Origin of the sequence: Variovorax beijingensis, assembly GCF_003951285.1 — a bacterium.
In the GTDB taxonomy this organism is placed as follows: Bacteria; Pseudomonadota; Gammaproteobacteria; order Burkholderiales; family Burkholderiaceae_C; genus Variovorax; species Variovorax beijingensis.
This window is the reverse complement of the sequence record NZ_RXFQ01000029.1, coordinates 25,885-37,373: the sequence shown is the minus strand read 5'-3', so window position 1 is coordinate 37,373 and position 11,489 is coordinate 25,885. Positions and strand designations below refer to the sequence as shown.

Below are 11,489 nucleotides of genomic sequence, written 5' to 3'. Positions count from 1 at the left end.
ACAGCAGATCTCGCAGACCAGGCCGGGCGCGATCGAGGCCGTGGGCATCCGCCGCAGCTATGCCTACGACAAGGCTGGGCAGCTTGTGGCCATCGGCGACAGCCGCCGCGGCAACCTGAGCTACCGCTACGACCCCGTGGGGCGCCTGCTGGAAGCCCACAGCCGCCTGGGCCGCGAGACCTTCGCGTTCGATCCGGCGGGCAACATCGGCAACCCTTCCGACGACACCGGTGCCAACGCGCAAGCCGCCGGCCGCGTCACCACCCGCGTCGCGGTGCGCCTGGGCGGTGATGGCCGCAGCATGGCCGGCCGGCTGATGGACAACCTGCTCAAGGACTATGCCGGCACCCACTACAAGTGGGACGAGCGGGGCAACCTGATCGAGCGCAGCCGCAACGGAGAAATCACCACCTTCACCTGGGACGGCTTCAACCGCATGCGCAGCGCCGAGACCTTCGGTGAGACCACAAGCTTCAGCTACGACGCCCTGGGCCGGCGCATCGCCAAGCAAAGCTCACACGCGACGACCTTGTTCAGCTGGGACGGCGACACGCTGGCCTTCGAGAGCACGCAAAGCACCGAGGGCCAGCAGGAGCTGCAGGCCTGGCGCGGCGACAGCGTGCACTACATCCACGAGCCCGGCTCCTTCGTGCCGCTGGTGCAGATCCGGCAGGCGCAGGCCGTCGCGCTGAGCCAGACCACCGACGTGAAGGCGCTGATCGCGGCCAACGGCGGGCGCTACGACATCGAGCAGGATCCGTTATGGAACGGGCAGCAGCTCAAGACGCCGCAGGCCTTCGCGAAGGAAGAGATCGCGTTCTACCAGTGCGACCACCTGGGCACGCCGCAGGAGCTGACGGACCATGAGGGCCGCATCGCCTGGTCTGCGCAGTACAAGGCCTGGGGTGAAGCCAGGCAGGCGATCAGTGAGGCGGGCCGGAAGGCGGGGTTCAGGAATCCAATCCGGTTCCAGGGGCAGTACTTTGACGACGAGACGGGGCTGCACTACAACCGGTACCGGTACTACGACCCGGTGAGTGGAAGGTTTGTATCGAAGGATCCTATTGGGCTGAAGGGAGGGATAAATGTACTTTCTTACGCACCCAATCCTGTGGAATTTATTGATCCACTGGGATTGCAAGGAAATCGAGCCAATCGTAGAGCAGGAAAAATTCTTGCCGACAATGATGCAGCAACAGGGGGGCACGCTTACTCCCGACATGGAGCCCATACAACCATGCCAGATCAAGAAAGGCGTGCAACGACTGGGGTGCCACCAGATAATCCATGCAAAGTACCGAAAAGCCATGGCCCTGATTCAACGAGATTCCTCAGCAATGTAGACCAACTGGATGCTATTCAAAGAGGTAAGGTTGCAATGAGTAGCTCTGGTCAAAACAGCGTCACGTTCGATATGGGACGAACAATTGGCGAAGGGTATCGTAGTGGTGGAGGATGTCCTGTCACCACGTCGCGCGTCACGGTTCGAAGAAATAGTTCTGGCGAAATTTACACAGCCTATCCTCAATTATGAATTCGTTAAATCTAAATTATCTGCGCGGCCTCTATGACTTTTTAATGGGCAAAAGCGATGAAGAGCTAGAGGAATTTGACATTAATTCCACAACCAATCAGAAAGTTCTCTTTAAGGAAATGAGGTGCAGTTTTTTGACGTTTGGCCCAATTTCAAAAGAGAATATTATTAATGGATTAAATTACATTTTGGCGAATTTTTCCGACAATTATCTATGGAGAAGCGCCATCCCCCACGATCTTCCACTTAATCGCGTAACAGATAGACGAAGTTATTTGGAGGGAATCCTCTTTGCATTAACGAATGCCCCTCCATCTCCGATAAATGTGGACGATTTTATTTTGATTGACGAAATCGGGCCGTGCGGTCTGGATTATTCGAAATAGTCTCCCTCTCTTCGGCTGGGACGGCGACACGCTGGCCTTCGAGAGCACGCAAAGCACCGAGGGCCAGCAGGAGCTGCAGGCCTGGCGCGGCGACAGCGTGCACTACACCCACGAGCCCGGCTCCTTCGTGCCGCTGGTGCAGATCCTCCAGGCCCAGCTCATATACAGAAGGTCTACTCGGGGGCATTCGATCAAAAGGCAAAAAGTAATCGCATATGAAGTATTTTTTGGAAAAATATCTCAAGGAAATAGAGACACATCTCCTAAATGCAGGCGACGTGACCAGAGCGAATTCTGGAGTGAATGACAACGGAAAGGTCTTGTATGGCTACGCGAGCTTCTATCCGCAGGAACTTGATTTGATAATTCAATCAAGCAAAAACGAGAAAGAGAGCTATCTTGTTGCCGCGGAAATAATGAATCAAGAGGGAAAAGAGGACGAGGAAATCTTCAATTTCTCAGGTGATGCATTTATTTTGAAGAAGAAATTAAATGCGCATTGAGACGAATTGATTTCCAGAATTCTTTTGCGCCTAAAACAGGCCATTTAGAGCGAAAGAGATCTCTATTGGGCTACCCTGCCTCACCAATGCCATGCCTCAGGCAGGCGCAGGCCGTCGCGCTGAGCCAGACCACCGGCGTGAAGGCGCTGATCGTGGCCAACGGCGGACGCTACGACATCGAGCAGGATCCGTTATGGAACGGGCAGCAGCTCAGGACACCAACCGCTTTCGCGAAGGAAGAGATTGCGTTCTACCAATGCGACCACCTGGGCACGCCGCAGGAGCTGACGGACCACGAAGGCTGCATCGCATGGTCTGCGCAGTACAAGGCCTGGGGTGAAGCCAGGCAGGCGATCAGCGAGGCAGGTCGAAAGGCGGGGTTCAGGAATCCGATCCGGTTCCAGGGGCAGTACTTTGACGACGAGACGGGGCTGCACTACAACCGGTACCGGTACTACGACCCGGTGAGTGGAAGGTTTGTCTCGGGGGATCCGATTGGGCTCGCGGGAGGCACGAACCTTCATCTGTTTGTGCCAAATCCTGTGCAGTGGGTCGATCCATTTGGGTTGACGTGCCATCCCACCAGGCGTGCTAGTCTGAGAGAAATCCGCAGACAGCTTGGAATTTCAATGTCTCAGCAACCCATAAGTCAAAAAATGATTCCACTGACCGATTCAACAGGCGGTTGGATTCTGGGGAAGGACAAGAAGCCGATCATGACTCGGGAGTTGACTTATCAGGTCAATGGAAAGAACGTAGTCGTTCAAGACCACTCTGCCGGCCACTATTACGGCGAAGGTGGAGTTGGAGACCAACCATCCCACCATAATGTTCGCCCAGAAGAAAATACCCGGACTGGAAAAGTTGAGGGAATGGACGATCATTACTATTTCAATTGCCGGAATAAAAAATGAATATCTCTCATAGGATTCTAAATCCTCAAACACTATTTTCAGTGTATGGCGAATTTCCATCTTTAAATGGATCCGAAATAGTAGAAATCTTACTTAAGCGCGATGAGCCTAGAGTTTCTATAAAAATCATGACCGGCAATAAGCCAAAAAATGCTCCTGCCAGATGGCCTCGAAGCTTTGACGTGATTTATTTGGGAATATCTTTTATTGGGGCCAAGAAAATTACTCAAACTGGCTGGGGGCACACCAATATTGTAGATAAATTCAACATTGAAAACTCAAGTGACTCGGCATCGGTGCTTATATCTTGTAAAAATGATTTTTCATTCTCCTTTGATTGCGATTGGATTTCAGTTGACAGCCTTGTCCCAGGAAGCATCGGAACTCCATAGCGATTCAATCTGACAGCGTGCAATAGGCCCAAGAGCTTCGACTTTTTCACGGCGTTCCCGCAGATCCGCCAAGTGCAAGCCGTAAGGCTCAAGAGATGGTCTTGATCTGTGAAGCAAATCTTCACTGACTACATCCGCGAACTGGACTACTACTTGGGGTCCATGAGCGACGACGACCTGGCCGATTTCTACATTAATGATGCTGATTGCCGCACCAAGTTGTTTGACGCGATGAAGGTCGATTTCGATCGCTTCGGCCCTTTGAGCAAGCAACGGGTTCTGGAGGCCATCGAGTTCATCCCATCTTCGGGTCAGATCGACAAGTTTTGGGGGTACATTGTGCCGCAAGCAGTGCCACTTGATGAAGTCGAAGACAAGCCGGGCTACTTGCGCGCGCTCTACGCGAAGTTGGTGGGGCATGAGCCACTACAAAGAGACTTCGGCTCGGATGTGGAATTGGTCGATGCCATCGGGCCGCACGGCATCGATGTCCGGCAATAACTCAAGGACTACGCTGGCGTTGGCACCCCTACACCTGGGACGAGCGGGGCAACCTGGTCGAGCGGACCTGGAACGGCGAGAAAACCGTATTCACCTGGGACGGCTTCAACCGCATGCGCAGCGCCGAGACCTTCGGTGAGACCACAAGCTTCAGCTACGACGCGCTGGGCCGGCGCATCGCCAAGCGAAGCTCACACGCGACGACCTTGTTCGGCTGGGACGGCGACACGCTGGCCTTCGAGAGCACGCAAAGCACCGAGGGCCGGCAGGAGCTGCAGGCCTGGCGCGGCGACAGCGTGCACTACATCCACGAGCCCGGCTCCTTCGTGCCGCTGGTACAGATCCGGCAGGCGCAGGCCGTCGCGCTGAGCCAGACCACTGACGTGAAGGCGCTGATCGCGGCCAATCACTCATGCAACTGTGGTCAGAGGTCCCAAAGGGATCATCACTGCTTACCCGGATCTCGATCCATGACGACAAAAATATTCCCTCGCTACATCCACAAGATGTACTACTACCTGCTCGCCATGAGCGATGACGAACTCGATGAGTTCCACATCAACGAAGAGCCTTGTCGCGCCAAGTTGTTCGATGCAATGAAGGTGGACTTCGATAGCTTCGGCCCAGTAAGCAAGCAAAGGATTCTGGAAGCCTTGGAGTACATCTGGGCGTCTGGTCAGATCGAGAAGCTCTGGGGTTGGGTCGTGCCGCAAGCAGTGGACCTCGATGAAGTCGAGGACAAGCCTGCCTACTTGTGCGCCCTGTACAAAAAGTTGTCTGGCCACGAGCCGCCGCACAGAGACTTCGGCCCGGATGTGGAGCTGGTCAAGAGCGCAGGCCCGCACGGCGTTGACATGCGCGAGTAGTCCGCCTGTCACCCAGCCGCTGAAGTTGGGTTGCCGGTACGGGGGGCCTCGCTCGCCGAACTCCTGCCTTCTCAGCGCGCAGGCTCGATGTGGGTCACGACAATCTTCCCGTCCATCTTCCCAGCATCAAAGCGAACCTTGTCCCCCGGCTGGAACTTGTCCAGCACGGCCTCGTCGCTCACCCCGAAGACCATGGTCATGCCGGGCATGTCCAGGCTCTTGAGCGGGCCGTGCTTGATCGTGAGTTTCTTGTTGTCCTTGTCCACCTTGCGGATCTCGCCATCGGCAAGCTCCGCGGCAGAAGCCGTGAAAGCGAATGCGGCCAGCCCCGTCATGAATGCAATGCGAATTTTCGACATGGTCGTGTCTCTCCTGAAGGTTGGGTTTTCTTACTTGGCGGCAGCGGTCTTGTTGGCCACCGTCACGGCGCCCTTCATGCCGGCGTCGTAGTGGCCCGGCTGCAGGCATGCGAAGTCGACCTTGCCGGCCTTGGTGAACTGCCACACGATCTCGCCGCTCTTGCCGGCGGCCAGGGTCACCATGTTGGGATCGGCGTGTTCCATCTCGGGGTTCTTCTTCATGGCTTCGTAGTGCTCCTTGAGTTCCTTCTCGGTGCCGAGCACGAGCTCGTGCTTCAGCTGGCCGGAGTTCTTGACGACGAAGCGCACGGTCTCGCCCTGCTTCACCTTGATGTCGGCGGGCGTGAAGCGCATGCCGTCGGTCATGTCGACGTTGATGGTTCGCGTGGCCTTGGCGGCCACGCCGGGTTGGCCGATCGCGGCTTCGGCGTGGCCATGGCCATGGCCCCCGGCGTGGTTGCCGGCGGCAGAGGCGCCTGCGGTTGCGAGGGCTGCGAGCGCGGCGAAGGCGGTGTTGCGGAGGATGTTGTGCTTCATGGTTTCCTTCTGAGGATTGGAGGTTGGAAGAAAGAGGGACGGATGAAAAATCAGTGGCCGGAGTGGCCGCTGCCGGGCTTGCGGATCTGCACTTCGATGTTCTTCGCGGGCATGTTCCGCGCGGGCATCGCGGCCGCGCCGGCATCGCGCTGGCGCGAGGTCTCGGGCGCCGGGCCGTCGAGCTCGTAGGCCACGGTGCCCTTGGGGTGCTTGAACCAGCCGGGGTTGCTGTAGTCGCCGGGCTTCTGGTTCCTGCGCACCTTCACCACGCTGAACATGCCGCCCATCTCGACCGAGCCGAAGGGCCCTTCGCCGGTCATCATTCGCGCGGTGTTGTCGGGAATGGGCATTTCCATCTCGCCCATGTCGGCCATGCCGCGCTCGCCCATCACCATGTAGTCGGGCACCAGGTTCGTGATCTGCCGGGCCACGTCCTTGTGGTCCAGGCCGATGAGGGTGGGCACGTCGTGGCCCATCGCGTTCATGGTGTGGTGGCTCTTGTGGCAGTGGAAGGCCCAGTCGCCCTCCTCGTCGGCCAGGAACTCGATCTGGCGCATCTGGCCGACGGCCACGTCGGTGGTCACCTCGTACTGGCGCGTGCTCCTGGGGGTCGGTCCGCCATCGGTGCCGGTGACGAGGAACTCGTGCCCGTGCAGGTGCATCGGGTGGTTGGTCATCGTGAGGTTGCCGATGCGGATGCGCACCTTGTCGTTCAGCCGCACGTTGAGCGAGTCGATGCCGGGAAAGATGCGGCTGTTCCACGACCAGAGGTTGAAGTCCAGCATGGTCATGATCTTGGGCGTGGCGCTGCCGGGCTCCACGTCGTAGGCGTTGAGCAGGAACACGAAGTCGCGGTCGACCTTCTCGATCAGCGGATGCTCGGCCTTGGGGTGCGTCACCCAGAAGCCCATCATGCCCATGGCCATCTGCGTCATCTCGTCCGCATGCGGGTGGTACATGAAGGTGCCGGGGCGGCGCGCGACGAACTCGTAGACGAAGGTCTTGCCCGGGCGGATCGGCGGCTGGGTCAGGCCCGAGACGCCGTCCATGCCGTTGGGCAGGCGCTGGCCGTGCCAGTGCACGCTGGTGTGCTCGGGCAGCTTGTTGGTCACGAAGATGCGCACGCGGTCGCCTTCGACCACCTCGATGGTCGGGCCGGGCGACTGGCCGTTGTAGCCCCACAGGTTGGCCTTGAAGCCGGGCGCCATCTCGCGCACCACGGGCTCGGCCACCAGGTGGAACTCCTTGACGCCGTTGTTCATGCGCCAGGGCAGCGTCCAGCCGTTGAGCGTGACCACGGGGTTGTAGGGCCGTCCGCCGGATGGCATGAGCGGCGGCATGGTGTTGGGCGTGGTCTGGGTCACGGGCTCGGGCAGCGCGGCCATCGCCACCTTGCTCACGCTCGCGGCGGCGAGGGCGCCGGTGATGGCACCCACGCCGCTCAGGAAATTGCGTCTGTTTGTCATGTCGTTCGAATCGTTGGTGGGCGCAGTTGGCGCAATCAATGAGCGGCGCCGGCGGAGGGGGCGTCGCCACCGGCGCTGGCGGTCGAAGCACCCATGGCCGTGGGCTTTCCGATCACGGAGGCCGCCAGTGCGGCGTCGGCCAGCCAGAACTGCTGCTGGGCGTTGATGGCGTTGCTCACGCTCGTGATCTGGTCGCGCGCCTCGGCCAGCAGCTCGAAGACGCCGATCAGCATGCCGTTGTAGCGAAGCACGTTCTCGTCGGCCATGGCCTGGCGCAGCGGCACGATCTCGTCGCGGTAGTGGCGCGCGATGTCGTAGGCGGTGCGGTAGGCCGAGTAGCCTTCGCGCAGTTGAGAAGAAGCGCCGCGCACGGTGGCGTCGTAGCGGTTGGCCGCGGCCAGCGATTGCGCGTTCAGTGCATCGCGCTGCGCCGAGCCCCAGTCGAACAGCGGCAGCCGGATGTCGAGCTCGAAGCCGCGCCGCGTGCCCTTCGTGCCTTCGGCGTTGTCGAACACGGTGTCGCGCCGGCCGCCGACTTCCACATCGACGAAGGTCGACAGCAGGTTGATGCCCTGGGACTTGCCCGCCACGTCGAGCTGCGCGCGCGCGAGCTGTACGTCCAGGCGCTGCTCGGTCGCAGTGGCGGCCACTTCCTTGGCCTCGCGCGGCGCCTTCGGCAGATCGGGCAGCCGATCGGGCAGGGCCAGCCGGGCGGCCTGCGCGTCGTCGAGCCCCAGTGCACGCACAAGTTCCTCGCGCGCGGCGGTGGCGGCGTGCTGCGCCGAGGCCAGCTGCGTGGTCGCGTCGGCATAGAAGACCTGCTGGCGCGCGCGCTGCAGCTTGCTGAAGTTGCCGATCTGCTGCATGCGCCGCGCGAGTTCCGCGCTGGCCTGGGCCGATCGATTGACCTGCTCGGCGTAGCGCAGCATCTGCTGCGCGGCCACCGCGCGAACCCAGGCCTGCCGCACCTGCGTGACCTGGTCGACCACGGCGCCGGTGAGCTGCACCTTGGCCTGGCTCGATTGGCTGCGCGAGATCGACAGGCGCTGCGGCAGCAGGATGAGGTCCATCAGGCCGAAGGACAGGAGCCGCCCGAGTTCGAGCTCGCTGCCCAGGCGCATGCGCTCGAAGCTGAAGACCGGGTTGGGCAGCCGGCTCGACTGGTTGGCCGCGGCGATGTCGCCCCAGCTCTGCGCGACCAGCGCCTGCACCGCGGGGCTGTTGGTGAGCGCGAGCTGCACCGCGTCGCTTTGCGACAGCGGCCTGGACAGCAGTTCCTGCGCAAGCGACGCACGGCGGTCACGCTGCGCCTGCGTGCGGCTGAGTTCGAGCTTGCCGCCGGTGAACTGCCCGGCCTGGGTGTTGGTGTCCTGCAGCGCGTCGTCGATGCCGACAGAGGCGCAGCCGGCCAGCAAGACGGCCGCAGCGGCGGCGGCCGTGAGGCGCAAGCTGCGCTTCATGGCTTCTTCTCCTTGTTGTTGGTGGAAGGCATCGGCATCGCGTGCCCCTGGTGCGCGGCGGGTGCCTCGGATGCTCCTGTACCCGCCGCCTCCTCGGCATAGGCCTTCCAGCCGCCCCGCTGGCGGACGGTCTCGTTGGCCTCTTTCCACGGGATGGGCTTGTCGTCGGTGAACGGTCGATAGCCCTCGAGCGCGGACTTGTAGCTCAGGGCGGTGGGCGCACGGGCGGCTGCTTCACCAGCCGCAGGCGCGGGGGCCGGCACCGGCTGTGCCGCAGCGGCGAGCGCCGCCAAGGCGGGAAAGACAGCCAGCCATCGGGCCGGCAATGAATGGAACATGGAATCCTCGCGTGTTCATGAACGGAATGCGTCACGGCCGCCCGAAGGGGCATGGCGCAGGCGATGCATGCGAGCTGCTGCGGCCCTTGACCGGGCGCGCGCAGGCGCACGAACGCTTCAGGCGCGAGGAGGTTTGTCGAGAAGGCGCGGCGCGACCGTGGCCACCGTGCTGGCGGGCTCGACGAGGTCGGCGCGGGGAAGGCCCTGGAACACGATCAGTTCCAGCGTGCCGGTGAGCGCGGTGGCGTGGCAGGCGCCGCAGGTGCCGCACTTGTGCATGCCATCCGGATCCGCATGGGCGGTGGTGCCGGCGCCTTGGCCGTCGGCGGATGGCCCGGCGTCCTGCGCGGCGGCTTCGTGGTGGTGATGGTCTGCATGCCCATCGCCGTGCGCCTCTTGCGCATGCCGGTGCGCTCCGGCTGGCGCGGCGGTTGCCGCCGCAGCCAAGGCAGCACCGTCATGGCCCGGCCCGCAAAAGACCATGGCTGCCGCCGCGTACGCCTGGAAGGGCACGGCAAACATCACGATCCAGAGGACGAAGAGGCGAACCCGGTGCATGCGGAGCATTGTAGATAGAGCGGCAATGCCTGTCCGTATTCGACGGGCATGCATGCCACTCTAGGGATCCAGCCCGACGGTTTCCCGTCGGCTGGATTACAGCGCCGTCATCTTCGGGCGCGCCGTGCCGTCAGAAGAACCCGAGCTTCTTCGGCGAATAGCTCACGAGCAGGTTCTTGGTCTGCTGGTAATGGTCGAGCATCATCTTGTGCGTCTCGCGGCCGATGCCCGATTCCTTGTAGCCGCCGAAGGTGGCATGCGCCGGGTAGGCGTGGTAGCAGTTGGTCCACACGCGGCCGGCCTGGATCGCACGGCCCATGCGGTAGGCGGTGCTGCCGTTGCGCGTCCACACGCCGGCGCCCAGGCCGTAGGGCGTGTCGTTGGCGATCTCCAGCGCCTCGGCCTCGGTCTTGAAGGTGGCAATGGCGAGCACGGGGCCGAAGATCTCTTCCTGGAAGATGCGCATCTTGTTGTGGCCCTTGAACAGCGTGGGCTCGATGTAGTAGCCGCCGGCCAGTTCGCCGCCGAGCTGCGCGCGGCCGCCGCCGGTCAGGCACTGCGCGCCCTCTTCCTTGCCGAGCGCGAGGTAGCTCATGATCTTGTCCATCTGCATGGCCGAGGCCTGCGCGCCCATCATGGTGTCGGTGTCCAGCGGATGGCCCTGCTTGATGGCCTTGATGCGCTCGAGCGCGCGCGCCATGAACTTGTCGTAGATCGATTCCTGGATCAGCGCGCGCGACGGGCAGGTGCAGACCTCGCCCTGGTTGAAGGCGAACAGCACCAGGCCTTCGACGGCCTTGTCGAAGAAGTCGTCGTCCGCATCGGCGATGTCCTCGAAGAAGATGTTGGGGCTCTTGCCGCCGAGTTCCAGCGTGGCCGGGATCAGGTTGCCGGCCGCGGCCTGCGCGATGACGCGGCCCGTGGCGGTGGAGCCCGTGAAGGCGATCTTCGCGATGCGCTTGCTGCCCGCCAGCGCCATGCCGGCTTCGCGGCCGTAGCCGTTGACGATGTTGAGCACGCCGGGCGGCAGCAGGTCGGCCAGCAGCTCGGCCATCACCATGACGCTGACGGGCGTGGACTCGGCCGGCTTGAGCACCACGCAGTTGCCCGCGGCAAGGGCGGGCGCGAGCTTCCACGCGGCCATCAGGATCGGAAAGTTCCACGGAATGATCAGCCCCACCACGCCCAGCGGCTCGTGGAAATGATAGGCGATGGTGTTCTCGTCGATCTCGCTCAGTGCGCCTTCCTGCGCGCGCAGGCAGCCGGCAAAGTAGCGGAAGTGGTCGATGGTCAGCGGAATGTCGGCGTTGAGCGTCTCGCGGATCGGCTTGCCGTTGTCCACGGTTTCCGCATAGGCGAGCAGCTCGAGGTTCTGCTCCAGACGGTCGGCAATCTTCAGCAGCACGTTGGCGCGCTCGGCCGGCGAGGTGCGTCCCCATTGGCCCGCGGCCGCATGGGCGGCGTCGAGCGCCAGCTCGATGTCCTCCGCACCCGAGCGGGCGGCACGGGTGTAGGGCTTGCCGCTGATCGGCGTGATCACGTCGAAGTACTGGCCCTTCACGGGCGGCACGAACTTGCCGTTGATGAAGTTGTCGTAGGCCGGCTTGAAGTCGATCTTTGCACCGGGGGTGTTGGGGCTCGCGTATTGCATGGTCTCTTGTCTCCGTCGGGTAAG

12 protein-coding genes and 1 pseudogene are annotated in these 11,489 nt (G+C 61.8%); 6 read left to right on the top strand and 7 right to left on the bottom strand.

Features of this window, described 5'->3' with window-relative positions:
* The 6 genes and pseudogenes from EJO66_RS30630 to EJO66_RS33155 form a co-directional block, all read left to right on the top strand.
* Positions 1–1,534, top strand: a 1,534-nt coding sequence (locus tag EJO66_RS30630; RefSeq protein ID WP_240648915.1) for an RHS repeat-associated core domain-containing protein, incomplete at its 5' end; no start/stop codon positions are given.
* A gap of 601 nt (positions 1,535–2,135) precedes the next feature.
* Entirely contained in the window at positions 2,136–2,423 is a 288-nt protein-coding gene (locus EJO66_RS30620; protein ID WP_164547953.1) for a hypothetical protein, read from the top strand.
* 83 nt (positions 2,424–2,506) lie between these two features.
* A pseudogene (locus tag EJO66_RS30615) lies at positions 2,507–3,337 on the top strand (RHS repeat-associated core domain-containing protein); the annotation flags it as partial.
* Positions 3,334–3,729: an immunity 50 family protein gene (locus EJO66_RS30610; protein WP_125967029.1), complete on the top strand. Its 396-nt coding sequence runs from the start codon at positions 3,334–3,336 to the stop codon at positions 3,727–3,729. The pseudogene EJO66_RS30615 and the gene EJO66_RS30610, both read left to right, overlap by 4 nt.
* Before the next feature lie 162 nt (positions 3,730–3,891).
* Positions 3,892–4,230: a hypothetical protein gene (locus tag EJO66_RS30605; protein WP_240648914.1), complete on the top strand. Its 339-nt coding sequence runs from the start codon at positions 3,892–3,894 to the stop codon at positions 4,228–4,230.
* A 113-nt stretch (positions 4,231–4,343) separates the two neighbouring features.
* Positions 4,344–5,096 carry a hypothetical protein gene (locus EJO66_RS33155; RefSeq protein WP_240648912.1) on the top strand — a complete coding sequence of 251 codons (753 nt, stop codon included), beginning with the start codon at positions 4,344–4,346 and terminating at the stop codon, positions 5,094–5,096.
* A 71-nt stretch (positions 5,097–5,167) separates the two neighbouring features.
* Here EJO66_RS33155 and EJO66_RS30590 read toward each other — a convergent pair whose 3' ends face one another.
* From EJO66_RS30590 to exaC, 7 genes are all read right to left on the bottom strand, one after another.
* A complete protein-coding gene (locus EJO66_RS30590; RefSeq protein ID WP_125967027.1) occupies positions 5,168–5,455 on the bottom strand; it encodes a copper-binding protein in 288 nt (95 codons plus the stop codon).
* Positions 5,456–5,485: 30 nt separating this feature from the next.
* Positions 5,486–5,992 (bottom strand): cupredoxin domain-containing protein, encoded by a 507-nt coding sequence (locus EJO66_RS30585; protein ID WP_125967026.1) that lies wholly within the window; start codon positions 5,990–5,992, stop codon positions 5,486–5,488.
* A 50-nt stretch (positions 5,993–6,042) separates the two neighbouring features.
* The gene (locus EJO66_RS30580; protein ID WP_125967025.1) at positions 6,043–7,458 is read right to left on the bottom strand and encodes a multicopper oxidase family protein; all 1,416 of its coding nucleotides are present in this window, start codon (positions 7,456–7,458) and stop codon (positions 6,043–6,045) included.
* A 35-nt stretch (positions 7,459–7,493) separates the two neighbouring features.
* Entirely contained in the window at positions 7,494–8,918 is a 1,425-nt protein-coding gene (locus EJO66_RS30575) for a TolC family protein (protein WP_125967024.1), read from the bottom strand.
* Complete coding sequence (locus EJO66_RS30570; RefSeq protein WP_125967023.1) at positions 8,915–9,256, bottom strand: hypothetical protein; 342 nt, start codon at positions 9,254–9,256, stop codon at positions 8,915–8,917. The genes EJO66_RS30575 and EJO66_RS30570 overlap by 4 nt, the downstream gene beginning before the upstream one ends.
* A gap of 117 nt (positions 9,257–9,373) precedes the next feature.
* Positions 9,374–9,814: a hypothetical protein gene (locus EJO66_RS30565; RefSeq protein ID WP_223262487.1), complete on the bottom strand. Its 441-nt coding sequence runs from the start codon at positions 9,812–9,814 to the stop codon at positions 9,374–9,376.
* Positions 9,815–9,944: 130 nt separating this feature from the next.
* Positions 9,945–11,465: an acetaldehyde dehydrogenase ExaC gene (gene exaC, locus EJO66_RS30560; protein WP_124961977.1), complete on the bottom strand. Its 1,521-nt coding sequence runs from the start codon at positions 11,463–11,465 to the stop codon at positions 9,945–9,947.
* Positions 11,466–11,489: the final 24 nt, after the last annotated feature.